Source organism: Glutamicibacter arilaitensis Re117 (assembly GCF_000197735.1).
Taxonomy (GTDB): Bacteria; Actinomycetota; Actinomycetes; order Actinomycetales; family Micrococcaceae; genus Glutamicibacter; species Glutamicibacter arilaitensis.
The window spans coordinates 124,483-148,654 of record NC_014550.1; the positions used below are offsets into that span (position 1 = coordinate 124,483).

A 24,172-nucleotide genomic window follows, 5' to 3' on the forward strand; every position below is an offset into this window, starting at 1 on the left:
CACCCGCACCAGCAGTACCCCTCCACCCCCGCAGTGAAAACTGCAACACCCCCGTTTCGTAAAGGCTCTAGCCATGACTGCAAATGCTTTGACAAGCAAGTCATCGACCTCCGGCCGCGCTGGTGACAAGATCTTCTCTGGTGCCGCTCTGGGCGCCGGTGTCCTGATCCTGATCACGCTCTTCGCGGTCGCGGTCTTCTTGCTGATCCAAGCCCTGCCGACGTTCTTTGCTGATCCAGCAGAGATTTCCGGCGGCGAAGGATTCTTCGCGTATATCTGGCCGATTGTTATCGGCACGGTTATCGCAGCAGCTATCGCGCTGCTCATCGCTACCCCGATTGGCATCGGCGTAGCACTGTTCATCTCGCACTTCGCTCCCCGCAAGGTCGCAGGCCCGCTGGGCTACCTGATCGACCTGCTCGCCGCGATCCCTTCGGTGATCTACGGGGCCTGGGGCTACATGGTGCTCGCTCCGGCTCTGGTGCCCGGCTACGAATGGCTGGCCAAGAACCTGGGCTTCATCCCGATTTTCGAGGGCCCGGCCAGCCAGACCGGCAAGACCATGCTCACCGCCGGCATCGTACTGGCCGTGATGGTATTGCCGATCATCACCTCGCTGAGCCGCGAAATCTTCTTGCAGACTCCGAAGCTGCATGAGGAAGCCGCTCTGGCGCTGGGCGCCACCCGCTGGGAAATGATCACCACTGCGGTGATCCCATTCGCCCGTCCGGGCATCATCTCAGCTGTCATGCTGGGTCTGGGCCGCGCCTTGGGCGAGACCATGGCAGTTGCCCTGGTGCTCTCCACCGGAAACTTGATCCCATCGTTGATCAAGACCGGCAACCAGACGATCGCCGCGGAAATCGCGTTGAACTTCCCAGAGGCCTTCGGTCTGCGCCTGGCAGAGCTGATCGCCGCCGGCCTGGTCCTGTTCCTGATCACCTTGGTCGTGAACATGATCGCCCGCGGAATCATCGCCCGCCACAAGGAATTCTCGGGAGCTAACTGATGAGCACCATGACGACTAATCAGAGCAATATGGCTGGCCGGCCGACTCCGCCGGTACGCAAGCGCAACTCGCTGGCCAAGGGCAAGCTTCCGAAGTGGGCTATCTGGGCCATCGCCGCAGGCGCCATCATCATCGGCGCCGCAGCCTCGACGCTCACCGGCTTCAACGTTGCTTCCTTCGCAATCTACTCGGCGCTCATCTTCCTGGTGGCCGCTTCGGTGATCACCAGCGCAGTGGAGGGCAAGCGCCGCGGCAAGAACGCGATGTGGACCTACCTGATCTATGCAGCGTTCATCGTCGCGGTAATTCCACTGGTATCCGTGCTCTACACGGTGCTGGAAAAGGGCATGCCGGGCATGAACGCCCACTTCCTGTTCAACTCCATGAACGGCGTGACTGGTGCGGTGGACAATGAATCCGTCGCCAATGGCGCCCCGGTAGTCGGTGGCGCGTACCACGCGGTGGTAGGCACCTTGCTGATCACCCTGTGGGCCACCTTGATCTCCGTTCCAGTGGGCATGCTGACCGCCGTCTATCTGGTGGAATACGGCCAGGGCAAGGCGTTGTCCAAGGCGATCACCTTCTTCGTCGACGTGATGACCGGCATCCCTTCGATCGTTGCCGGTCTGTTCGCAGCCGCGTTCTTCGGCATGATCCTGGGCCCGAACGCCCGCATGGGAATCGTCGCAGCGGTCGCATTGAGCGTGCTGATGATCCCAACGGTGGTCCGTTCCACCGAGGAAATGCTCAAGATCGTTCCCAACGAACTGCGTGAAGCATCCTTTGCACTGGGCGTGCGCCGCTGGCGCACCATCTTGAAGGTGGTCATCCCGACCGCGATCTCCGGCATTGCCTCGGGTGTCACCTTGGCCATCGCCCGAGTCATCGGCGAAACCGCTCCGATCCTGGTGACCGCCGGCATCGCAAGCCAGATCAACATGAATGTGTTCGCAAACTGGATGTCCACGCTGCCAACCTTCATCTATTACCAGATCCTGACCCCGACCAGCCCGACGAACATCGATCCGTCGGTACAGCGAGCCTGGGCCGCGGCCCTGCTGCTGATCTTCATGGTGATGGCGTTGAACCTCCTCGCCCGCCTGGTCGCCTCGATCTTCGCCCCAAAGAAGGGCCGTTGAGCTAAGGCTCCGGTCCGGACAACCCAAACTTTCCAAGGATTACATCATGGCAAAACGCATTGACGTCAACGACCTGAACGTCTACTACTCCAAGTTCCTCGCCGTTGAAGGCGTCTCGATCAACATCGAGCCGAAGTCCGTCACCGCTTTCATCGGCCCATCGGGCTGCGGCAAGTCCACCTTCCTGCGCACCCTGAACCGCATGCACGAAGTCATCCCCGGCGGCCGCGTCGAGGGCCAGGTGCTGCTGGACGGCGATGACCTGTATGGTGCCGGCGTTGACCCGGTGACCGTACGCAGCCAGATCGGCATGGTCTTCCAGCGTCCGAACCCGTTCCCGACCATGTCCATCAAGGACAACGTACTCGCCGGCGTGAAGCTGAACGGCCAGAAGATCTCCAAGTCCGATGCCGACTCCCTGGTTGAGAAGTCGCTGCGCGGCGCGAACCTGTGGAACGAAGTCAAGGACCGTCTGGACAAGCCAGGCTCGGGCCTTTCTGGCGGCCAGCAGCAGCGCCTGTGCATCGCCCGCACCATTGCGGTCAAGCCGGACGTGATCTTGATGGACGAGCCTTGCTCGGCACTGGACCCGATTTCCACGCTGGCAATCGAGGACCTGATCAACGAACTGAAGAACGACTACACCGTGGTGATCGTGACCCACAATATGCAGCAGGCCGCACGCGTCAGCGACCGCACCGCCTTCTTCAACATTGCGGGCACCGGCAAGCCGGGCAAGCTCATCGAGTTCAACGACACCGCAGCCATCTTCTCCAACCCGGAGCAGAAGGCCACCGAAGATTACGTCTCCGGGCGCTTCGGATAAAGATTTCGTATGCCGCCGCTCCTTGAGCTGGCGGTAGACGGACCGGAAGGGGGGTCTTCCGGGGATCCTGGAGGGGATCACCGCCAGCGGCGCACCGATTACGGTGCGCCGCTGCACTTTAACTACTAATGTAAAGCACCCTTGACTGTAAAGCAAGCTTGTCAGTATGGTGGGGTGAGCATCAGATCGTTTCAGAGAAAAGGCGTGGACATGACAACAGCAACTCAAAGCAAATGGGAGCGTACGCGTTTTGGCGGATCGCCAGCGCTGCTGATTGTGCTCTCAGTGCTGGGCGGCCTGATCCTCTCGGCCGCAATTGCGTGGCTGATCTGGCAGTTCGGTCCGGACGCGGTGGTGCAGCGCAAGGCCCTGGCAGCTGTAGTCGCCGGGCTGGTCATGCTGCCGGCAACTTTCGCCCTGTGCTGGGTAATCATGCTCGACCGGGACACTCTTGCCGGAGCCGTGAAAGATCCCGATTCCTCTATCGAGGGAAAGTGGTACGACAAAGCGGCATTCGGTGCATTCCATGACTTGATCGCCGTTTGCGGACTGGGAGCCATGGCGTTGTTCCTGCTGCCCATCGACGTCGACCCTGCCATGGTGCTCTGCGGTGTCGTGATGTTCGCCGCGGTGGACACCACCGTGCGCTATCTGCTGATCAAGAAGGTTGAGGGCTGATGGGCAACCGAGGAATCGAACCGCGCACCCTGGCGCTGGGCCGCTCCCGTTTCGGCGGGGGTAAGGCGTTGATGATCACACTGGTCCTGGGAAGCGGCCTGCTTGCCACCGTCGTGCTGAGCACCCTGATCAGCCTGCTGGTGGACTTCGATGAAGGGTTCTGGCCAGCGTGGATCAACTTGGCATTCACCTTCTGGCTGGTGGCCAGCGCAATTGCGTGGTTCGTCTTCGTTGACCGAAGCGCTCTGCCCAAACCAGCGGTGAACCCGGAGCAAACTGTCGAGCAGAACTGGCGTACCCGCGCTCAGGCAGGCGTTTACCGGGACCTGGTCATTTTCCTGGGGCTCGGTTGCGTCGCGGCCTCGCTGTGCTCGCTGTTGGCAGACCAGCCGCTTTCCGTGCCGGTAGCATTGGTGTTTGCGGGAGTGGTCTGGATCGCCCTGCTCGATTACATGATCAGGTACCAATTGATTAAGCGAGCCGAAAGCTAGTGCAGAACAACCTCAGCGAATACCGCAAGGAACACGGGTTCTCCCAACAGGCGTTGGCGGACCTGCTTGGCGTCTCGCGGCAGACGATTATCTCGCTGGAAAAGGGCCGTTACGACCCGTCCTTGCCGCTGGCCTTCAAGCTTTCAGCGGTCTTCGGGTGCAAGATCGAAGACCTCTTCATTCCAGGTGAAGACTAGGCGTTGCCCAGCAGCGGGTGCACCGCCAAGGTCAGGATCGCGCCACCGGCAACGCAGATGGCCGGGGTCAGCACCCAGTGCACCAGCACCTTGCTGACATTGCGCCAGACCACCGATTCAAAGGCCTGGTTATTGCCGGCACCGACGATGCCGCTGGTGACCGCCTGCGTGGTGGACAGCGGCAAATGCAAGACCAGCGAGCCGAGGAACAGCATGGTTGCGGCCACGCCCTGGGCGATCATTCCGCGCAGCGGATCGAAGTTCACCAGCCGTCGACTGAGCGTGTAGGTGATGCGCCATCCGCCCAGCAGCACTCCCAGGCTCAGCGCCGCACCTGCGGCCAGCTGGATCGCCCAGGTCATCGGCCCCGGATCCATCGCATGCCCGGTGATCAGCACCAGGGCGATCATCGCACCGGTACGCTGGCCGTCTTGCAGTCCCAATCCCAGGGCCACGGCGCAAGCGGCGATGGCCTGGCCTGCGCGCGACCCGTTGTTGACCGACTGCGAGGTGTTGTGGCGCATCAGCCAGGTTGCTGGAATCACCAGCAGATAAGACAGGATGTAGGCGATTACCGGGGTGACCAGCAAGGGCAGGAGCACCGAGCCCAGCAACAGGCCCCAGGCGCCGGACATCGACATATCGCCCATGAAGGCCGAGGCGCCGCTGGCGCCTACCAGGCCGGAGAACAGCGCGTGGGTGGAACTGACCGGCAGTCCGCGCCACCAGCAGTAAAGGCCCCAGGCCCCGGCGGTCAGCAGACCGCAGATCAGCAGCTTCAGGCCGACCACGCCATCGGGAACGTTGAAGTTCAGCTTGTCCACCAGGGCCACGCTCAGTCCCGTGGTCGCCAAGGTGCCCAGGAAGGCGAATAGGGCGGCCACTGAGACCGCAACAGCAGGACGCAGCGCCCTGGTGCGGATCGAGGCCGCGACGGCGGTGGAGGCATCCCTGAAGCCGTTGAGCACGCCATAGCCCAGGGTGAGGACGATCGCGATTCCGGTGAGGACCGAAAGGATGGCCATTTACCTAGGACTCCTTCACCAGCACGCGACCGAGGTGGTCGGCGAACTGGCGCAGGGTGTTGGCGGTGAGCATCAGGTGATCGGCCACCCGCTGGTGGCGGTGGATGGTTCCCGGCTTGGCGAATTTGGAAATCTCATTGACCCACACCAGGTGGGTTCGGGCCGCGCGCTTGGAGAACTGCAGCATCTGCAGCCAGTTGTCTTCCAGATCATCGAGGTTATGCAGGCGCTGTACCGAATCGGAAGCCAGCTCGGCCAGCTGCGAAATGAGCTCGAGCTGCTCCGAGGAACGTTCGGACAGCGGAGTGGAGCCGACATTCATGATCAGTTCGCCGGTGCCGCGCAGATGCTCCATGGTTTCGTGCAGCAAGCGCGAAAGCGTGTACATGTCTTCGCGGGGAAGCGGGCTGATATAGCTGGTTCGCAGGTGGGTGAGCACTGCGTGCACCAGATCGGAGGCCTCGGCTTCTGCTGAGGCCAAATCGCGCAGCTGATCCGCACGGGTGTCGGGGGAGCCGATCATCTCGGACACATTGGCAACGGACGTGCGAATGGTCGTCGTCAACCCGCACAGCAACTCGATGCCACGCGAGGTGGAGGGAAAGATCTGGAACTTCACTTTACGGCGCACCATTCGATTCGACAGCTAATTGGTACCAACGCAGAACAGTTTACGACGTGGAAGTTAACGAATCGTATTTGAAGGTGCCGGACCGGGAACGCCTCTCGGCGGAAGGCCGCTCGAAGCGGCAGAATTTTGGAGCCCGGGGTTACCAGCGGCCCGGCACCGATACCTAGTGTTCTCGCCCGGCACCGGTGCTGTCAACCGCAGACCGCCACCCGTGCGTTTTCTCACGCTAGCGGCGCACGCTCTTCTCGGCTCCGCTCAGGCAGAGCAGGGAGCAGCAGAACCAGATCGCGCACGCCGGCCCCAAACCGGCAGCCACGGTACTTGAAATAATCGGCAAAGCTACTTGTCCGACCCGGTTTCCCATGAGTCTCACCGCCAATGCGGCACCGCGATCCACCGCCGGAACCGACGTGGAAATCATGGTCATGGTCATCGGCTGGCCCAGGCCCAGGAAGAATCCGCCAATCAGCAGCGCGGCTCCCGAGGCCCATAAGTTGTCGATGAATACCGGTGCCAGCGCAATGGCAATTGTCCTCTCTCAGAACATCGCTTACACCCTGACTCACAACATCGCTTACAGGATGTATCAGCACATCGCTGACAGGTAGCAAGACATGCTGGCAGGCCCCTTCTGGTCAGCGATCAATTTGATAATTAAACGTGTCAAATTCATTATCGGCGTCGATACGCCGCCAAATCATCGAGTTCGATCCGGGCCTGCCAGACTCCTTGAGTATCTCGCAGTTCTGCAAGGAACTGGGAATCAGCAGACCCTCCTACTACAAAGTCAAAGAGCGATTCGTTGCCGAAGGGAACAAAGCACTCAACCCGCACTCCAGAGCCCCGAAAACAGACCGGCGCATCTACAGCGACCAAACCAAAACCACGGTCCTACGCATCCGCAAGCGACTGGCCAAGGACGGGTGGGACAACGGGCCCTTATCTATCTGGTTCGAAAGCCTTGATACTCAGGAGTTCGGTGAGCTACGCCCCTCGGTGGCCACGATCGGCAGGATCCTTGCCGAGGCCGGAGCTACCAAGCGAAACCCGCGCAAACGCCCCCGTAAATCATGGCTGCGCTTCGCCCGTTCGCATCCGATGGAAATGTGGCAGATCGACGGACTGGAATATCGATTGTTCGACCAGGACGCGACCAAGGCGATGATCTATCAGCTCATTGATGACGGCTCCCGATTCGACGTGGGTACGCGGTGCTTTGAGCAAATGGAGAACGCGCAAGATGCGATGGAAACGCTCAAGGCAGCGTTCGCGGAGTATGGGGTGCCGCAACAACTTCTCAGCGACAATGGTGGTGCTTTCAATCTTTCTCGGCAGGGCCTGGTGAACCAGACTGAAATATTCTTGGCTAGCGTGGGCTGCGAAGCGATTACGGGCCGGTTCAGTCATCCGCAAACGCAAGGCAAGAACGAACGCAGCCATAATACGTTGACCCGGTTCCTCGACGCGCATGCACCACATAACCTGGCGGAGCTTTCCACGTTGTTGGAGCAGTATCGGAATCACTATAACCACCGTCGGCGCCACCAGGCGCTGAAAGTGGGGCACACGTATCTGACGCCTGCTCAAGCGTGGGAAGCCGGTGATCATCGTGGTTCGGATGGCGTGGCCATCGATATTGCCCGGATACAGGCCAAAGCCCAGTCGTACTTGGACAAGGCTCTGGCCGTGAAAGCCGATTTGGTTCCGGAGGGCGTAGTGGATGATGGGCTTCAGGTGTTGGGACGTACGAAGGTTGAAAACTACACCGGTAGCCCCAGCGTACTGACGGATCAACGCGATGATGTGATCCAGATTCGACGGACGAATCCGCAGATCTATTTTCGTGGCCGTGTTTTCAAGGTGCCAGCTCACCTGATCGGTGAATACCAGCTGGTCTTGAGCAAGGATGCTTATACGCTTTACAGCACTGTTGATGGTGAGCAATCACTGTCATTTCCGTTACCGGTCAGGCTGCATTCCAGTGCGCGTTTGGTGCCGTTGTGGCAGGTGTATGGAGCCCGGATCAGGGATCCGAAGCCGGCCTGGACTCAGAAGCGGATCGAGTATGAGGACATCTACTATTCGCCTGACGTCGCCGTTTCCTAGCTAAGGAGATTCGTTGCGCACGGTGTCAGCGATGTTGTGAGTTTGGTTGTCAGCGATGTGCTGATGCCGCGTGTCTACGATGTCCTGAGTTTGGTTGTAAGCGATGTGGTGAGTTCGTGTGTAAACAAACTACCGAGTGATTACACAGCGCAATGGCAATGCCCGAAATGTACAAACTGGTAACCAGCAGGTGGTTGCGTTCAAAGTGGGCCGAGAGCTTGGGGATGAACAGCCGTGATACCACCGAGGCGAGGCCTCTAATGGCCAAAAGCACACCAACATCTTCCGGTGTGACACCATGTTTCTCCGCGACCAGCGGCAAGAACGCCGTGAGGATGTCCAGCATGGCCAGCAGGGTCATCGAGGCGAACATGTGCGAAGCCATGCGATTGACGCGCAAAACAGAGGCAAGGGAAGCCTTGGACTTCTGCGGGCGAGTATTCGACTTGGTTTTGGAGATCCGCGGCTGCCAGCTCGGAAGCAAGAAGGGGATGGCCAGCAATGAGCATCCGGCGGCAATCCACAAGGACAGGCTGATATCGGCAATGCGTTCCGGGGAAGTGGCATCGGTGCCGGAGCCGAGCACCAAGCCGCCGATCAGCGGTCCGGCGAATTGCCCGGCCGCATAGGCTGCGGTGAACCAGCCGAATCCCTTGTCCAGATCGCTGTCGGGGAAGAACCGGGCTATGGAAGATTGCCCGCCAATGGTGAACATCAGATGCCCAAGTCCCAGCATGGCACTGGCCAGGGCCACCGTCAACGCGTTGGGCGAGAAGTTGATGCCGATGCCGCCCGCGGCCAGCAAGGCCACGCCAGCGACCATCAAGAACCGCACCCTGCGGATCCGCGAACTGATGCGGCCCAGCATCATCGCGGTGAACAGCGGGAGGATGGCATAGGCCGCGGTTACCACGCCGACGGTGAACTCGCCGGAGCCAAAAGAGATGAGCTTATAGGTGGTCACCGGGCGGATGAGGTTCAGCGCCGTTTGCGAAAGCAGCGCCGTTGCGATCAAGATCAGCAACCAGCGCACGAGTCCTGAAGAGTTGGTCCTCGATGCTGCGCCCACACCCACCTGCCAAAGATTGAGGGGTAACTTCCCCAGTCCATCCTAGAGGGGCGGGGCCGGTTTTCAGTCCAATGCGTCTTGGCGCCAAAGGCGGGCGCAGACTTCCAAGTCCGCTGCGGTGCCGTCCAGTGCCCGCGCTTGCTGGGTCAGTTTGGTGCCGCGATCGCTGTTGGAGAAATCTGCCGCATCGGCATGCTCGGTCATGCCCAAGGCCAATACCCGGCAATAGGCGGCGGTGCGTTCCAAGGCATGGGCGAAGTCGCCGTTGAAGGCGCCGGAGAGGATTGACCCGGTCATCTTCTTCATTTCCTCGGCGGTCGGCGGCTCAGCTACTCCGGCAACGACGCGTTCCACTTCGGCGCGATGGGCTCCGGCCATGAATCGCGCCGAATGCACCTCGGGCTTGCTCATGGTGGCCGCACGCACCGCATACAAGCGCCACAGGGCACCTGGCAGGGAATGGGCCGGCGCTTCGCTCCACAGCTGTGCGAGCACCTCCAGTCCCTCGTCTTCAGCCACCGCGATCAGCCGGCGGGATACTTCGGGATTGTTATTGGCGATGCCGCGCCGCACGAAAGCCTGTGCGGATAAGTGGGCTGCTTCCGATACCCGCGCCGGATCCGCGCCACCCTCGTATGGCTCGAATTCTGCCGGGGCGAAGGGGCGTGGTTTGTGATGGCGGAATCCCGCATCCTGGGCAACTCTTGATCCTGCGCGTGCACCTCTCATGCGCTCCAGAATACTCGCTGATCCTGAGTTCTCCGCTAACAAGTGATTTAGCTTGCAATCCCCAAGATCCAGCGAAAATTACCGGGTGCAGATTCCTGAAAAGCGTCGATTAATACTCATGCCGATCAATCAGGTAGTATGGATTCTGGCCTTGTGCCGTGCGCCTTTAGCTCAGCTGGTAGAGCACTGGACTTTTAATCCATTGGTCGCGGGTTCGATCCCCGCAGGGCGCACGAAATGAAACCGGACCCGGCTTGCTAGCGCAAGCCGGGTCCGGTTTTTTCGATTTATTGTCCGGCATGGAACCAGCGGACTGCCCTCGTGCTAGACGTAGGGCTGAAGGAACTTGACCATGCGTTCCATCACCAACGCGCGAGCTTCTGGATCATGCGAGCGAAGCGAGCTGTCGGTGAACAGGTGCTGCTTGCCAGGGTAGGTGAAGAGCTGGGCGATATCGCCGCCCTCTGCTTCAACGAAGCGCTGAGCTGCCTCCAGGTCGCCTTCCTTCGCGAAGAACGGGTCTTGGTCCATGCCATGGATCTGCACCGGGACATTTTCCGGCCACGGCCCGAAGCTCCAGTCGGCGTCCAGATCCACGAAGGATTCGAGCAGGATCGCGGCGATGGCGCCGGGACGTTGCTGCGCGCACTGCTGGGCCAGGGCCGCGCCCCAGGAAGTGCCGATGTAGACCAGCTCTTCGGGCAGTTTGCCAAATAGCTTGTCGACGCGTTCCTGGATCTTGTCCTCGGTCAGCTTGCCGGCCATGCGCATCCCGGCATCGAAGTCCTTGGGAAGCTTGCCCGCATACAAGTCCAGAGCGTGCACGGTGTGCCCGGCTGCACGCAATTCTGCGGCCATAGCCTGCACTCCGGGGGTGAGACCCTGGACGTGGTGGAAGAGAACGATCGTAGCCATGGGTGCTCCTAGTGGTGTCTAGCGCTCGTCGACAAGGTTTTCAATGCGCTGCGTCAGGTGTTCAATGGCCAAATCCCAGCCGGGCATCTGGCTGTTGATTTCCACGCTGTACCCCTCAACGAGCATGAATTCAGCGCAGGTCAGTGCTTCCTGGCCGGAACCGGTTTCATAGATGAAGGCACGTTTGATGTCTTGCCAGAGCAGGGTTGCGGACTGGTCGATGACCAGACCGGTCTTAACGACTTCGACGGTACGCTGGGGATAGGACATATTCAACTTGCTTTCTCGGTCCTCGGCGGTGTGCTTTGAACAAGTCTAGACCGCCAGCACACTGCCTGAAGGCAATCAAACCGGATTCGGGTAGGTCTTCGCCAAGGTCCCGCGAGGGCCGACTTCCAGCAAATAGTCCAGATCCAGCTGCGCTAGGAAATGCTGATCGTGGCTGACTACCAGCAACGCTCCCTTATAGGTGCCCAGTGCTTCACTGAGCTGGCGCACGCTGTCCATATCCAGATTATTGGTGGGCTCATCGAGGATGAGCAACTGCGCGGCTGGTTCTGCCAGCAGCAGCGTCGCCAGATAGACCCGGAAACGCTCGCCGCCGGAAAGCACCGCCAATGGCCGGTCGGCGCTGTCACCGCGCAGCAGCAACCGGGCAAGCATCTTGCGCACGTCGTTCGCGGTTGCCGCTGGCGCCACCGATGCCACGTTCTGCATGGCGCTCAGTTCCCCATCCAGGCCGTCCAGGCGCTGGGGCAGATACCCAACCCGGTCAAGGAAGAGCTGTCCGCCCAGTCCGGGGCCGGGAGCTTCGCCCGCGAGCATCTGCTTGAGCAGAGTGGTTTTCCCGGAACCGTTGGGGCCGACAAGGCCCACGCGTTCGGGTCCCTGGATGATGAACTGGTGATCCGCTGGACCCAGCGCCGCGACCTGCTTGCCCGAGGGCAGCCGCGGATCGGGCAACTCGATGTTGATGTGCTCGGCCTGCCGAACCCGCTGATCAGCATCATCGAGCCGGGCCTGTGCCGAATCGACCTTGCCATCCAGGTTGGAACGCATCTTCCCGGCGTTTGCCTCGGATTTCTGGCGAAGGTGGTTGGCCAGGATCTTCGGCATGCCTCCGGAAAGCTGGGTGGCCCGCCCCTTGCGCTTGGCCCGCGCCAACTTCGTTTCGGCTTCTACCCGTTGGCGCTTTTCCACTTTCAGGGAGGCCTGGGCAGTTCTGGCTGCCTGCTCGGCCGCCTGCTGCTCGGTTTCAAGCTGCTCGCGGTAAGCGCTGTAGGGCCCTCCGAAAACGCTGAGCTTCCCGCCGTAAAGCTCCACCGTATGCTCCATGAGCTCGAGCAGCTCGATATCGTGGCTCACCACAACCAGCGTGCCCTTCCAGGCACGTACAAGGTCGTAGAGCAATTCACGGGCAGGGCGATCGAGGTTATTCGTCGGCTCGTCGAGCAGGGTGATGGGCGAATCGGCGATGCGCAAGCCGAGCACTGCCAGCAGCATTGCTTCCCCGCCCGATAGCGTGGCTACCTTGCGGCCCAGATCCAGCCCGTCGAAGCCCAGCGGCGCCAGTTCAGCTCGAACCCGGGCTTCGGCATCCCAGCTCGCGCCCACCGCATCGAGATCCGCTGGGTCGACACTGCCGGACTCGATAGCTTCCAAAGCCGCCAGGACCCGATGCACCCCCAGCAGCTGGGCGACGGTCGTGTCCTGTTCCAAAGCCAGCGTTTGCGGAAGGTAGCTCAGCGGCGCGCTCGTTTCTGCCGTTCCGCTGGTTGGGTGCAGCTGCCCGGCGATCAGCTTGAGCAGCGTCGATTTGCCGCTCCCGTTGGCGCCGATCAACCCCGTCCGTCCGGATGGAAACGTACCGTCCAGATTGGCCAGGGCGCGTTCTCCCGAGGGCCAGGCGAAGCTGAGGTTATTCAGGGTAATTGGTGGTGTCAAAGACATGCAGGTTCCTCCCGCAATTGCGAAGGGGCTGCCGGCTTGGGGGATCGCAGAATTGGCTCAACCCCGCAGGGGAGCCGGAAAGGAAAAGGATACCGAAGCCGGTAGCCGAAATGAACAAGATGCACCGGTCGGAATCGGTGCGGGGTCATTGGCTGGCTCAGTAGGTATCCATGCCAACGAGTGTAGCAGGGGGGAATTGGGGTGTTAACCCCCTCAGTACAAGAAGACCGGGAGCCATTCCCGGTTGTGCGCGTGGACCAGCGCGAGGAACAGGACAAGGTCGAAGATCAGGTGCACGCCTACTACGTAGGACAGGGACTTCGTCAGCTTGAAGGTATACCCCTGCAGCAGGGCGAAGGGGAAGGTCAGCAATGGCCCCCAGGATTGGTAGCCGATCTCCCAAAGGAATGACGAGAAGATCACCGCTTGCAGGATGTTGGCCTGCCAGTCCGGGAAGTGCTGGCGCAGCAATGCGAATGCCGTGCAGATGAAGAACAGCTCGTCCCAGATGCCCACCGAATTAACTCCGAGGAAGAGCCGCCAGAAGATGGCTGGGTCCGAGGCGTCCGGCCAGTTCTGGTAGGCACCGGTGCTGATCAGGTACACCGGGAGGATGAAGAAGCCCAGGGCCACCACCCCCAGCAAGTACAGCTTCGCCGCCAGCGGCCACTTGCGGCCGGTATTCACCGGGAACTTGATGATCTGCTCGCGCAAGGCGAAGCGCGAGATCAGCCAGGGCAGCAGGACTGCCGCGGCCAGCGCGCCACCCATTAATGCCATATGCCCTAGGCTCAGGTCGGCATTCAATGGAACCAGGCTGATGACCACCAAACCGGTTGCGATGAGTCCCAGATGCCGCGCAAGCCTGCGGTCGATGAACCCCGCGCACAGCAGGCTCAGCGCCAGCAGGCCGTAGCCCGCCGGGTCGTTGCCGACGCCGAAAAGCAGCACTGCGGAACCCGAGAGCAGGGAAGCCGGCAGCAGCTTCCAGCTCATCGCGGGGCGGTGCGATTCGGTTGGTATCTGCCTCACGGACACAAGCATGCCAGCTGGGCCGGCAGAAAGACACAGCCCGCCGCCGCGGAACCGGTGCTTTAAAGCTTCTGGCCCGCATCCGTCATTTCGGCTGCGGGCCAGAAGGAAAATTCTGGAGAAGTGCTACTTCCAGGCGCGGTGGACGGCGACGATGCCACCGGTCAGGTTGCGGTATTCCACGTTCTTCCAGCCAACGTTGACGAACTTGGCACCCAGCTCGTCCTGGTCTGGCCAAGCCGCAATGGATTCAGCCAAGTAGGCGTAAGCAGTCGGGTTAGGGGAAACCAGATAGCCCAGCGCAGGAATGGCGCGCGGCAAGAACTGCTTGTAGGCCGTCTTGATCGGGGCGACGGTCGGAGTGGAGAACTCGGCGACGACGATCCGTCCGCCGGGCTTGGCCACGCGGCGCATTTCGGACAGGGCCTTCTCGGTATCCGCGATATTGCGCAGACCGTAGGAGATGGTCACTGCATCGAAGGTGTTGTCTTCGAACGGCAGGTCGGTTCCGTCTCCGTAGACGAAGTTCAGCTGCGGGTAGCGCTTGCGCCCTTCATCCAGCATGCCGTGGGACATATCGCAGGCGGTGACGTCAGCGCCGGCTTCCGCGAGCGGGACCGAGGAGGTGCCGGTGCCTGCGGCGAGGTCGAGAATGCGCTCGCCGGGCTTTGGCGCGATCGCTTCGGTGGTGATCTTGCGCCAGTAGTTCACGATGCCGCCGGTCATCAAGGTATTGAGCAAGTCGTAGCGAGGAGCCAGCTTGTCAAACATTTCCTGAACCTGATCGGCCTTCTTATCCAGGCCTGCGCGCGCATTCTGAGAACTCATGGGTCTAAGTCTTTCATATTTGCGCGCGCGAAGGCACCGGATGTGGGGCGAATCGCCCTTAGAGAATCGATTCGAGCCGGGCGTAGCTGGCCTCCATTCCGTCGGTCATTCCGGTGGAGAGCACCATGTCGCGGGTTTGCGCGTCTGGGTAGGTGATCAGGATCGTCAGCAGGGTGCCGCCCTGGTTCGATGTCAGCGTTAATTCATTCACCGTGGCCGGGTACTCGGTGCCAATCATTTGCTCCGTGGTCCGCTCGTAGGACTGGGGCAACGTTTCAAGCACGGTTCCAGTGAAACCGAAACCGGAGCCGTCATCGGCAGATAGCGGTTCCCACCAGTACCGGTAGGTCTCGCCGGGCTCTTGCGCCGTCACGCATTCAGCCAACTGCCATCCGTCGGGGCCGAGCATCCAACGCTTCATGAGCCGCTGGTCATGGTGGGCCTTCCAGACTTGCGCCACTGACCCGCGAACCAAGCGGGTAATGCGCACCTGGGTGTCCGACAGGATCTGTGCGTCGGTGATGAAATCTTCGGCATAATTGCGCAGGTCGATGAGGACTTGCTCGATCTGGCTCATGGCCGAACGGGTGCCGTCGATCATGCCCATTGCTACGACCTGCTCCAGGTCCTCGGCGGAGTCGAAGGTGGAGGTGATGGCCAATTTCGTTCCCCCGGATGTCGGATCGAAGGTGAAGACTATGCGATTGGACGGCAAGTCGGTATTGGGCGTGCCGTCGGCGTGCGCAAAGCCGTCACTGACCTCGAAGAATTTGTGCTCGACGACTTCGTTCCAGATCCAGTATCCGTGGAATTCTTCGCCTTCGGGAGAAGTCATGTGGTAATTCGAACGGCCACCAGGGGCGGCATCGTGCCGGGTGAAAGTTGCCGGGTATTCCACCGGCCCCCAGAACTTTTCAAGTTGCCCGGCGTCCAGGTAGGCATCCCACAGGCGGGAAACTTTGACCGGGAACTCTGCATGGACAGTCAGTGAGAGCGCTTCGGAATCTTTGACAACGGATGTGACAGGCATGGGAATGCTCCTTAGGGAGCCTCGTCGGCGAGGAAATCATCGAGCCGGCTGATGCGTTGGCGCCAGATATCCTCGAGGGAAGTAAGTAGTTCTTGCGCATGCCGGATGGTATCCGGCTGCCCGCGAACGATGCGTTCGCGGCCACGTGCGATTTTCCTGACCAGGCCTGCGGCTTCCAGAGCTGCAACATGCTTCTGCACTGCGGCAAAAGACATGTCGTAGCTTGACGCCAGATCCGTGATGCTGACCTCGGCGTGAAGCGTCCGCCGCACGATGTCCCTTCGTGTGGCATCTGCCAAGGCGCGGAAGACCTTGTTCACCTGTTCTTCGCTCAACTCATGTACAACCATTTGGTTGTACATTACTCTCTTCACTGCAACCGGTAAAGGGGAATTTCGGAAATTGCCGAAGATAATTTTCTAGTCAACTTATCGCCTGATTTCTGACGTAATTACGTTGATTTATCACCTAATCGGATTTGCGGGGCAAGGCGGGCTCTTCTCAAAGCCCGGCCCTTCGCCTAGGCTTGTGGGAACTGCGGAGAATAAGCCTTGCTAGCGAGGGGATTGCATGAGTGGGTTCGCCATTGATTGGCCTGGCGCATCGCGTCGCGCTCAGCATGCCCATGAGCTTTTGGGGTCCAGTGGCGCCGGTGTTACCGACCTCCCCTTGCGCAATGACGTGCGTGAATCCTGGAAGCGGTCACTGCAGAATTCTGCTGATCTCCGCGTTCCGTCGGTACTGAGCGATGACCACCTGCGTCTCGCCCGCGAGCGCAGCGAGCTCCAGCGAATCTGGCCCGTTTTCGAAAAGCTCCTGGTCCCGGCTGCCGCGGATGCCAATCTCTTGGTGGCTCTTGCGGATGCTGGCGGTACCTTGCTGTGGGTGGCGGGTGGAAATGGCGCAATGAGCCAAGCCGAGCACGTGGGCTTCATGGCAGGTGCCGACTGGGCAGAAAAGAGTGTTGGCACATCCGCGCCGGGCATGGCGCTGGCAACCGGGACCGGCTCGCAGGTCTCCGGGGCTGAGCACCTCTACGAGCAAGCCCACCGCTACAGCTGCTCGGCGGTACCGATTCGCGATCCGCGCACGGGGCAGGTGATTGGCGCAATAGACCTGACCGGTGGATCGGAAGCCATAGCCACGCACTCCCTGCCGTTGCTGCAGGCGGCGGTCATGGCTGCGGAAACGCAGCTGCTTTTGCCAGGTGCCGGAGTCGTCGCCGACCCCGACTACCTGGACTTGGGGCGCTCTGACGGGGCACATCTGGGATCCGCGCCGATTTCCCTCCGCCATGCAGAGATCCTGACCCTCCTGGCGCATTACCGGGAGGGCTTGAGCACTGCTCAGCTGGTGGAAGAGCTGTTCGAACGTCCTGATGCTGCGGCCGAAGGCACGGTCCGCGCCGAAATTGTCAGGCTGCGCAAGGTGCTCGCAGGCCCAGGCGGGCGTGCCTTGACTTCACGCCCATACCGCCTTCAGTGGGACCTGCATACGACCCTTGGCCGCCTATGGCATGCCCTGGAGCAGGGTGATCTCGATACGGCCCTGCCGCTGTACTCGCCGGGCCTGCTGGCCCGCTCCCAGGCGCCAGGGATCGTTGCGCTGCTGTATCGGACCGAAGCTGCGCTGCGTGAAATGGTGCTGGATCGAGGAACTGCGCATCAGCTGCTGAACCTGGGCCGCCAGCTTGCCGACCCGGGCCTGTTGCGTGCGGCCTTGCGGGAATTGCCCGCGCAATCCCCAGCGCGCTCACTTGTCGTCGCCGAAGTCCAGGCCATCGAGAACTAGGTTCCCGGGCATTGCCGATCCACCCGCTAGGCCTGGAGTTGCCGCTACGGGCATCATGCACGTCCGTTGCAACCTGCCTGCAACCTTCATGTGACTAGAGTCACATGCAAGGTGCTGCGATGATCTGATCGCGGCCAGGAAGTCCGAACAAGGAGTCGTGGAGCAATGGCGGTTTACGCAAACCCGAACACCGATGGCGCGCTGGTTAATTTCAAGGAGCGCTACGAGAACTACATTGGCGGCCAATGGGTCGCCCCGACCAAGGGCATGTATTTCGAGAACGTCACCCCGGTGACCGGCAAGGTCTTCTGCGAGGTGGCCCGTTCCACCGCCGAAGATATCGAGACTGCCCTGGATGCAGCCCATGCGGCCGCTCCTGCTTGGGGCAAGACCAGCCCTGCCGAGCGGGCTGTCATCCTGAACAAGATCGCGGACCGCATCGAGGAAAACCTCGAAATGATGGCCGTGGCCGAAACCTGGGACAACGGCAAGGCCATCCGCGAGTGCCTGAACGCCGACCTGCCGCTGGCAGTTGACCACTTCCGCTACTTCGCCGGAGCAATCCGCGCCCAGGAAGGTAGCCTCTCCCAGCTCGACGACGACACCACCGCATACCACTACCACGAGCCGCTGGGCGTGGTCGGGCAGATCATCCCGTGGAACTTCCCGATCCTCATGGCCGTCTGGAAGCTCGCCCCGGCGCTGGCTGCCGGCAACGCGATCGTGCTCAAGCCCGCCGAGCAGACCCCGGTCTCGATCCTGGTGCTCATGGAGCTGATCGGCGACCTGCTGCCAGCCGGCGTGCTGAACGTGGTCAACGGCTTCGGCGTGGAAGCGGGCAAGCCGCTGGCATCGAACAAGCGCATCCGCAAGATCGCCTTCACCGGCGAGACCACCACCGGCCGGCTGATCATGCAGTACGCGTCGGAAAACCTGATTCCGGTCACTCTGGAGCTGGGCGGCAAGTCCCCGAACATCTTCTTCGAGGACATTGCCTCCAAGGACGATGCCTTCTACGACAAGGCCCAGGAAGGTTTCACCCTGTTCGCGCTGAACCAGGGCGAGGTCTGCACCTGCCCATCGCGTGCACTGATCCAGGAAAGCATCTACGAGAAGTTCATGGGCGATGTCGTGGCCCGCACCAAGGCCATCAAGCAGGGCCACCCGCTGGATACCGAGACCATGATGGGTGCCCAGGCCTCCAATGACCAGCTGGAGAAGATCCTGTCCTACATGGACATCGGCAAGTCCGAGGGCGCCAAGGTGCTGCTCGGCGGGGGACGTGCGGATCTGGGCGGGGAACTGTCCGGCGGCTTCTACGTGCAGCCGACCATCTTCGAGGGCACTAATGACATGCGCATCTTCCAGGAGGAGATCTTCGGTCCGGTGGTCGCGGTGACCAAGTTCAAGGACTACGACGACGCGATCTCCATCGCCAACGACACCCTGTACGGACTGGGTTCGGGCGTGTGGAGCCGCAATGGCAACGTCGCCTACCGTGCGGGCCGTGCCATCCAGGCCGGACGCGTGTGGGTCAACCAGTACCACGCCTACCCGGCGCACTCGGCCTTCGGCGGATACAAGTCCTCGGGTATCGGCCGCGAGAACCACCTGATGATGCTGGACCACTACCAGCAGACCAAGAACCTGCTGGTTTCCTACTCGGAAGACAAGCTGGGCTTCTTCTAGGAGCAGTAGCTGCCACGAGCAGCATGAGATGACAACAGACCTCGAAGGTGCGGGGCCAGCCGGGACAGCGTCCGGGGATCGATTGGCCTCATCCCCCGCATGCCAGCCGGCACCCCGCACCTTCGAATGCCATGCAAAGGACAAAGTACATGAGCAAGATGAAAGCTGCAATAGTCGAAGGCTTCGGCGAAGAGTTCCAGGTGAAGGACGCCGAGATCCCTGAGCCCGGCCCCGGCCAGGTGCTGGTGAAGCTGATCGCCTCGGGCGTCTGCCACACCGACCTGCACGCCGCCGAGGGCGATTGGCCGGTCAAGCCGAAGCTTCCGCTGATTCCCGGGCATGAAGGCGTGGGCATCGTGGAAAAGCTCGGCGAAGGAGTCACCGAGGTCGCGCTCGGGGACATGATCGGCAACGCGTGGCTGGCCAGCGCCTGCGGGCACTGCCAGTACTGCCGCACCGGCTGGGAGACGCTGTGCGAAGCCCAGTCCAATGGCGGATACTCCGTGGACGGTTCCTTCGGCCAGTACATGCTGGTGGATTCCCGCTATGCCGCGCACATCCCGGAGGGCTCGGATCCCCATGAAATCGCGCCGGTGCTGTGCGCGGGAGTGACTGTCTACAAGGGCCTGAAGATGACTGAGGTCAAGCCCGGCCAGTGGGTGGCTATTTCGGGTATCGGCGGACTGGGCCATATCGCGGTGCAGTACGCGGTGGCCATGGGCATGCGGGTGATCGCCATTGACGTGGCCGATGACAAGCTGGCGCTGGCCTCGAAGCATGGAGCGGAAATCACCGTCAATGCCTTCGCCCAGGACCCGGCCGAGATCATCCAGCAGAAGGTTGGCGGAACGCACGGCGTGCTGGTTACGGCGGTGCATCCAAAGGCGTTCGGGCAAGCGATCGGCATGACCCGGCGCGGCGGAACGATCGTGTTCAACGGGCTGCCCGCCGGTGATTTCCCCGCACCCATTTTCGACATCGTGCTCAAGGGCCTGACCATCCGCGGATCGATCGTGGGAACACGGCAGGACATGATCGAGGCGCTGGAATTCTATGCGGCAGGGAAGATCAAGCCGACCTTCCATACCCGCCCGCTGGAAGACATCAACGCCGTATTCGACGAAATGCGCCATGGCAAGATCGATGGGCGCGTTGTCATCGACTATGCCGGCAGGGCGTAGCCGGATCCGCAACGGTTGATGGCACAGTACCGGATGCGGCTTTTCGAAGCGGCATCCGGTACCGGTGCCCTGGCCGCCCTGGCTGAGCGATAGACGGTGCGGCCCAAAAAGAGGACACTGGCCACAACGAGATAAATCCGGACGTGGACAACGAGGCAGGAGCAGGACATGAGCACCGTAACCGAAACGCGCGCCGCAATCGAGGGCGAAGAGTTCTCGCGGGTGGCCTTCACCTCCGAAGCCCTGGACCTGCTGCGCAAGCTGTGGGGGATCCACGGCCCGCTGATGTTCCACCAGTCCGGAGGGTGCTGCGACGGGTCCTCGCCGATGTGCTACCCGGCCGGCGAGTTCCGCACCGGGGGATCGGACATCCGGCTCGGCGTGCTTTCCCTGGACGGCGCTGATGGCACCGCTCTGGGCGACATCGATTTCTGGATGTCCAAGGAGCAATTCGAATACTGGAAGCATACCAAGCTCACCGTGGACGTGGTCAACGGGCGGGGATCCGGTTTCTCCGTCGAAGCCCCGGAGGGCAAGCGCTTCTTGATCCGCAGCGAGATCATCGAGTTCCCGGCTGGCCCGAACCCCGACTAGGCTTAGCCCATGCGACTGTGGTCCCTGCACCCCTCATTGCTCGACGCCAAAGGGCTCGTTGCCTGCTGGCGTGAAACACTGCTGGCCCAGAAGGTGCTCGCAGGCCAGACCAAGGGCTATACCGGGCACCCGCAGCTTCTCCGGTTCAAGGAGCAGCCCGCCCCGCTGGTGCATATGGGCGGCTACCTGCAGGGCTTGTGGGACGAAGCGGCTGTCCGGGGGTATCGCTTCGACGCCGCGAAGATCCTGCATCCGGCAGCCGCCGCGCAGCTGGAAAAGATCCCGGTCACCCAGGGGCAGGTGCACTTCGAGCGCGAGCACCTGCTGCGCAAGCTCTCCGTCCGGGATCCCGCGCGCATCGCCCGCTTGGAACCGGCAGGGCAGGTGGCCCTGCATCCGCTGTTCGTGCAGGTCCCGGGGCCAGTGGAGGCCTGGGAGAAGGATGCGCTCGCCAGCGGATGAGCTGCTGGCCCGGCAAAATCCTAGAGCAGCTCCGCGCGCAACTGTGCGGGGGACTTCGGCGAAAGCAGGCCCGGTGCCACGTCGTACACGGTCTGCGCGCCGGTGATGCCCGACTGGTTCATCCGGTAGGCCGCCCGGGCGTAGGCCACCAGCACGCTGGAGGTGAATTCCGGGTTGGAGCCAAGGGCCAGCGAATACTCGATGACCTGCTTCTGCTCGTCGCTGGTATTGCCCGAACGGATCACGAACCCGCCGTGGGGCATATTCGAATGCTCGGCGGCCAAGGTCTGCTCGTCGATGAACTCGACGGTGGTGTCGTACTGGTCGAAGTAGTGCTCCATGCCCACGATCGCTTCGCGCACCGCCTGCGCATCGGCACCGTCTTCGAGCACCACGAAGCATTCGCGCTGGTGCTTCTCGCGGGTGCTCAGCGAAGGCCGCTGCCCAGCGCGGACCCGGTCGATGGCCTCTTGGCTTGGGATGGTGTACTGCACGCCGGCGGCGACACCCGGCACGCGGCGGATCGCATCCGAGTGGCCCTGGCTCAGGCCGCGGCCCCAGAAGGTGTACGTCTGCCCGTCGGGCAGCAGTGCTTCGCCGAAGACGCGGTTGATCGAGAACATGCCCGGATCCCAGCCCACGGAGATCAACGCGGTCTTGCCCGCAGCTTTCGCCGGGGCATCCACGCTCTGGAAGTACTCCGGGATGCGGGCGTGGGTGTCGAAGCTGTCCACGGTATTGAACAGGGCCGCGAACTTCGGGCCCTGTTCTGGCAGGTCCGAACGCGAACCGCCGCACAGGATCAGCACGTCGATGCCGCCCGCGTGCTGCTCAAGCTCGTCCATGGCGAAGCGCGGGGCAGGCTGGGCCAGATCCAGGGTGCCAGGGTCGCGACGGGTGTAGACACCCACCAGTTCCATATCCGGATTCTTCGCGATCGCGCTCTGCACGCCGCGTCCCAGATTTCCGTAGCCTGCAATGCCGATGCGGATCTTTGAAGTCATGCCAGCCGTTTCCTTGGGGTTGAAGTTTGCGCAGCCGCTCAGGGGCTAAATACTTCGGATTATGCCAATGAAACAGCGGGCGGGGAAACCTTAGGCGGAGTATGACCTCGGACTTAGCCGAACAGGCGCTTGAAGAAGCCCTTCTTCGGCTCCGCTTCGTGGCCCTGGCAGCGATCCTTGTTCGGGACGTTGCGCATGGTTGCTTCGACGTGCTGGCCGCAGCCAGCCCAGGTGGTCTTCTTGCAGGTCTTGCATTGAACCTGACGGCACATGGGGTTCCTTAGGGGGTTGTGTTGCGGTTAGGACAGGGAGAGGAACAGCTTTTCGAGTTCTTCGACGCTCAAGCCGTCTTCTTCCTCGGAAGCCTTTTCGGGATCGGCAATGCAGTACTGCATTGCGGAGGAGACAATGGCGAATCCGGCGCGGTCCAGTGCGGTGGAGACGGCAGCCAGCTGGGTGACGACCTCCTTGCATGAACCGTCGGTTTCCACGGCATTGATGACCGCATCGAGCTGGCCGCGGGCGCGCTTGAGTCGGTTGAGGATTCGCTTGCGGGTTGCTTCATCAGCAGTGCGCATCATTCTCTCCTTGGTAGGGATGGTGGATCAACGGGCTTTTGCAGCTTCATGAGAAGCGGCTCCAAAGCAGCGGCTTTCAATGCTCCAGGTTTCGAATGTACAAGTATCCCATTCTTGAACGCCACGAGCGTCGGGATGGACGCAATCTGCATTGTTCGTGCCAGCTCCGGCTGGGTTTCGGTATTCACCTTGGCGAACGCGATGCCCTCATGGGCCTCGGCGGCCAGCTCGAAGACCGGGGCAAATCTCTTGCAGGGGCCGCACCACGGTGCCCAGAAGTCAACGAGCACCATTTGGTTATTCCCAATGAACCGCTCGAAGTTCGCGGCGGATAATTCCAGCGGTTTCATCAGGCACCGGATTTCATGGCTAGCGGACAGCGTGCGTGCAACGCCGGAACCTTGCGGCACAGCAGCATCAGCAAGCCCGCGAACACGGCGATTAGCGCAATGGCCAGCCCGCCGGGAGCCGGCACCTCCTGGCTGAGCACGAATACGCCCATGGCCAAAACGAAGTAGCCGAATCCCTTGCGCAGGCGGTGCTCAGCAATCCGATGCGAGAGCCGTGCGCCAAGCAGCGAGCCGAGGATCGCGGTGACAGCCAAGGACATGGCCAGCGGCCAATGCAGCGCCACCGAATTCAGCTGTCCGGCCAGCGCCGCCGCCGAATTCAAGGTGATCACCAGCAAGGAGGTGCCCACCGCCTGCGCCATGGACAGCCCGGCCAGCAAGGCCAGTGCCGGGACGATCAGGAAGCCACCGCCAGCGCCCACCAGGCCGGTGACCGCCCCGATGCCCAGGCCAACCGGCGCGAAGAGCCATACTGGCAGCGAAGCGCCGCCGGGGTTCTTGCGACCGCGGATCATCCCGCGGGCACTGGCCAGCATAATGAGCGCAAAGCCGAGCATCAGCAGCTGGGCTGGGATGCTCTCAGCTAGCAGCCCGCCACCGAAGGCGCCGAGCATGCTGGTGGTCGCGAAGACCAGCCCCTGTGCCCAGCGCACATGCCCCTTGCGGGCATGCGGAATCAGGCTGGCCGCCGAGGTCGATCCCACCACCAGCAGGGAGGTGGCGATCGCTTCCTTGCCCGGCATGCCCGCGACATAGCTGAGCAGCGGAACCATCAGGATTGAACCGCCGCCACCAAACAGCCCCAGGGTGAGCCCGACGACGCCTGCCAGCGCAACGGCCAGAATCAGCAGCGGTCCTATTTCCATGG

28 protein-coding genes, 1 tRNA gene and 1 pseudogene are annotated in these 24,172 nt (G+C 61.7%); 14 read left to right on the forward strand and 16 right to left on the reverse strand.

The features are described 5' to 3' along the window. The first annotated feature begins 73 nt into the window (after positions 1-73). The 6 genes from pstC (at position 74) to AARI_RS00955 (ending at position 4,340) form a co-directional block, all read left to right on the forward strand. A complete protein-coding gene (pstC, locus tag AARI_RS00930; RefSeq protein WP_013347509.1) occupies positions 74-1,009 on the forward strand; it encodes a phosphate ABC transporter permease subunit PstC in 936 nt (311 codons plus the stop codon). Next, positions 1,009-2,148, forward strand: a complete 1,140-nt coding sequence (gene pstA, locus AARI_RS00935; RefSeq protein ID WP_013347510.1) for a phosphate ABC transporter permease PstA — start codon at positions 1,009-1,011, stop codon at positions 2,146-2,148. Before pstC ends, pstA begins: the two co-directional genes overlap by 1 nt. Positions 2,149-2,194: 46 nt before the next feature. Next, on the forward strand, positions 2,195-2,974 hold the full coding sequence (pstB, locus tag AARI_RS00940; RefSeq protein ID WP_013347511.1) for a phosphate ABC transporter ATP-binding protein PstB: 780 nt from the start codon (positions 2,195-2,197) through the stop codon (positions 2,972-2,974). Positions 2,975-3,184: 210 nt separating this feature from the next. Further along, complete coding sequence (locus AARI_RS18340; RefSeq protein ID WP_013347513.1) at positions 3,185-3,652, forward strand: hypothetical protein; 468 nt, start codon at positions 3,185-3,187, stop codon at positions 3,650-3,652. Continuing rightward, on the forward strand, positions 3,652-4,143 hold the full coding sequence (locus AARI_RS00950; RefSeq protein WP_013347514.1) for a hypothetical protein: 492 nt from the start codon (positions 3,652-3,654) through the stop codon (positions 4,141-4,143). Before AARI_RS18340 ends, AARI_RS00950 begins: the two co-directional genes overlap by 1 nt. Then, positions 4,143-4,340, forward strand: coding sequence for a helix-turn-helix transcriptional regulator (locus AARI_RS00955; RefSeq protein WP_013347515.1), 198 nt, complete (start codon positions 4,143-4,145; stop codon positions 4,338-4,340). The genes AARI_RS00950 and AARI_RS00955 overlap by 1 nt, the downstream gene beginning before the upstream one ends. Here the strand turns inward: AARI_RS00955 and AARI_RS00960 are convergent. Beyond that, positions 4,337-5,365 (reverse strand): inorganic phosphate transporter, encoded by a 1,029-nt coding sequence (locus tag AARI_RS00960; RefSeq protein WP_013347516.1) that lies wholly within the window; start codon positions 5,363-5,365, stop codon positions 4,337-4,339. The genes AARI_RS00955 and AARI_RS00960 overlap by 4 nt on opposite strands. A gap of 4 nt (positions 5,366-5,369) precedes the next feature. After that, positions 5,370-5,984: a hypothetical protein gene (locus tag AARI_RS00965; protein WP_041649201.1), complete on the reverse strand. Its 615-nt coding sequence runs from the start codon at positions 5,982-5,984 to the stop codon at positions 5,370-5,372. Between the two features lie 374 nt (positions 5,985-6,358). Between AARI_RS00965 and AARI_RS00970 the strand changes: the two genes are divergently transcribed. Then, positions 6,359-6,604, forward strand: coding sequence for a hypothetical protein (locus AARI_RS00970; protein WP_013347519.1), 246 nt, complete (start codon positions 6,359-6,361; stop codon positions 6,602-6,604). A 52-nt stretch (positions 6,605-6,656) separates the two neighbouring features. After that, entirely contained in the window at positions 6,657-8,102 is a 1,446-nt protein-coding gene (locus tag AARI_RS00975) for an IS481-like element ISAar22 family transposase (protein ID WP_013347520.1), read from the forward strand. Positions 8,103-8,151: 49 nt separating this feature from the next. Here AARI_RS00975 and AARI_RS00980 read toward each other — a convergent pair whose 3' ends face one another. Both AARI_RS00980 and AARI_RS00985 read right to left on the reverse strand, forming a co-directional pair. Further along, positions 8,152-9,171 carry an MFS transporter gene (locus tag AARI_RS00980; protein WP_157867060.1) on the reverse strand — a complete coding sequence of 340 codons (1,020 nt, stop codon included), beginning with the start codon at positions 9,169-9,171 and terminating at the stop codon, positions 8,152-8,154. Between the two features lie 63 nt (positions 9,172-9,234). Further along, the gene (locus AARI_RS00985; protein WP_013347521.1) at positions 9,235-9,900 is read right to left on the reverse strand and encodes a hypothetical protein; all 666 of its coding nucleotides are present in this window, start codon (positions 9,898-9,900) and stop codon (positions 9,235-9,237) included. A gap of 160 nt (positions 9,901-10,060) precedes the next feature. Here AARI_RS00985 and AARI_RS00990 point away from each other — a divergent pair. Next, positions 10,061-10,133, forward strand: a tRNA-Lys gene (locus AARI_RS00990). 91 nt (positions 10,134-10,224) lie between these two features. On the opposite strand, the pseudogene AARI_RS00995 reads toward AARI_RS00990, so the two are convergent. The 7 genes and pseudogenes from AARI_RS00995 to AARI_RS01025 form a co-directional block, all read right to left on the reverse strand. Next, positions 10,225-10,818, reverse strand: a pseudogene (locus tag AARI_RS00995) (dienelactone hydrolase family protein); the annotation flags it as partial. A gap of 15 nt (positions 10,819-10,833) precedes the next feature. After that, complete coding sequence (locus tag AARI_RS01000) at positions 10,834-11,085, reverse strand: hypothetical protein (protein WP_013347523.1); 252 nt, start codon at positions 11,083-11,085, stop codon at positions 10,834-10,836. 75 nt (positions 11,086-11,160) lie between these two features. After that, complete coding sequence (locus AARI_RS01005) at positions 11,161-12,765, reverse strand: ABC-F family ATP-binding cassette domain-containing protein (protein ID WP_013347524.1); 1,605 nt, start codon at positions 12,763-12,765, stop codon at positions 11,161-11,163. Between the two features lie 213 nt (positions 12,766-12,978). After that, positions 12,979-13,761 (reverse strand): CPBP family intramembrane glutamic endopeptidase, encoded by a 783-nt coding sequence (locus tag AARI_RS01010; RefSeq protein WP_013347525.1) that lies wholly within the window; start codon positions 13,759-13,761, stop codon positions 12,979-12,981. A gap of 162 nt (positions 13,762-13,923) precedes the next feature. Then, on the reverse strand, positions 13,924-14,625 hold the full coding sequence (locus AARI_RS01015) for a demethylmenaquinone methyltransferase (protein WP_013347526.1): 702 nt from the start codon (positions 14,623-14,625) through the stop codon (positions 13,924-13,926). A 58-nt stretch (positions 14,626-14,683) separates the two neighbouring features. Beyond that, the gene (locus AARI_RS01020; protein WP_013347527.1) at positions 14,684-15,655 is read right to left on the reverse strand and encodes an SRPBCC family protein; all 972 of its coding nucleotides are present in this window, start codon (positions 15,653-15,655) and stop codon (positions 14,684-14,686) included. Between the two features lie 11 nt (positions 15,656-15,666). Next, on the reverse strand, positions 15,667-16,005 hold the full coding sequence (locus AARI_RS01025) for an ArsR/SmtB family transcription factor (protein WP_013347528.1): 339 nt from the start codon (positions 16,003-16,005) through the stop codon (positions 15,667-15,669). A 220-nt stretch (positions 16,006-16,225) separates the two neighbouring features. On the opposite strand from AARI_RS01025, the gene AARI_RS01030 reads away from it, so the two are divergent. From AARI_RS01030 to AARI_RS01050, 5 genes are all read left to right on the forward strand, one after another. Next, positions 16,226-17,446, forward strand: coding sequence for a GAF domain-containing protein (locus tag AARI_RS01030; RefSeq protein ID WP_013347529.1), 1,221 nt, complete (start codon positions 16,226-16,228; stop codon positions 17,444-17,446). Positions 17,447-17,611: 165 nt separating this feature from the next. Then, positions 17,612-19,135, forward strand: coding sequence for an aldehyde dehydrogenase (gene adh, locus AARI_RS01035; RefSeq protein ID WP_013347530.1), 1,524 nt, complete (start codon positions 17,612-17,614; stop codon positions 19,133-19,135). A gap of 149 nt (positions 19,136-19,284) precedes the next feature. Then, a complete protein-coding gene (gene adhP / locus AARI_RS01040) occupies positions 19,285-20,316 on the forward strand; it encodes an alcohol dehydrogenase AdhP (RefSeq protein ID WP_013347531.1) in 1,032 nt (343 codons plus the stop codon). A gap of 168 nt (positions 20,317-20,484) precedes the next feature. Next, positions 20,485-20,910 carry a DUF779 domain-containing protein gene (locus AARI_RS01045; protein ID WP_013347532.1) on the forward strand — a complete coding sequence of 142 codons (426 nt, stop codon included), beginning with the start codon at positions 20,485-20,487 and terminating at the stop codon, positions 20,908-20,910. A 9-nt stretch (positions 20,911-20,919) separates the two neighbouring features. Continuing rightward, entirely contained in the window at positions 20,920-21,372 is a 453-nt protein-coding gene (locus AARI_RS01050) for a pyrimidine dimer DNA glycosylase/endonuclease V (protein ID WP_013347533.1), read from the forward strand. A gap of 20 nt (positions 21,373-21,392) precedes the next feature. Here AARI_RS01050 and AARI_RS01055 read toward each other — a convergent pair whose 3' ends face one another. From AARI_RS01055 to AARI_RS01070, 5 genes are all read right to left on the reverse strand, one after another. Continuing rightward, positions 21,393-22,376 carry a diaminopimelate dehydrogenase gene (locus AARI_RS01055; RefSeq protein WP_013347534.1) on the reverse strand — a complete coding sequence of 328 codons (984 nt, stop codon included), beginning with the start codon at positions 22,374-22,376 and terminating at the stop codon, positions 21,393-21,395. 113 nt (positions 22,377-22,489) lie between these two features. Further along, on the reverse strand, positions 22,490-22,648 hold the full coding sequence (locus AARI_RS19880) for a hypothetical protein (protein ID WP_013347535.1): 159 nt from the start codon (positions 22,646-22,648) through the stop codon (positions 22,490-22,492). A gap of 27 nt (positions 22,649-22,675) precedes the next feature. After that, the gene (locus tag AARI_RS01060; protein ID WP_041648278.1) at positions 22,676-22,954 is read right to left on the reverse strand and encodes a metal-sensitive transcriptional regulator; all 279 of its coding nucleotides are present in this window, start codon (positions 22,952-22,954) and stop codon (positions 22,676-22,678) included. Continuing rightward, the gene (gene trxA, locus AARI_RS01065; protein WP_013347537.1) at positions 22,954-23,304 is read right to left on the reverse strand and encodes a thioredoxin; all 351 of its coding nucleotides are present in this window, start codon (positions 23,302-23,304) and stop codon (positions 22,954-22,956) included. Before trxA ends, AARI_RS01060 begins: the two co-directional genes overlap by 1 nt. Then, on the reverse strand, positions 23,304-24,170 hold the full coding sequence (locus AARI_RS01070; RefSeq protein ID WP_013347538.1) for a sulfite exporter TauE/SafE family protein: 867 nt from the start codon (positions 24,168-24,170) through the stop codon (positions 23,304-23,306). Before AARI_RS01070 ends, trxA begins: the two co-directional genes overlap by 1 nt. Positions 24,171-24,172 lie beyond the last annotated feature (2 nt).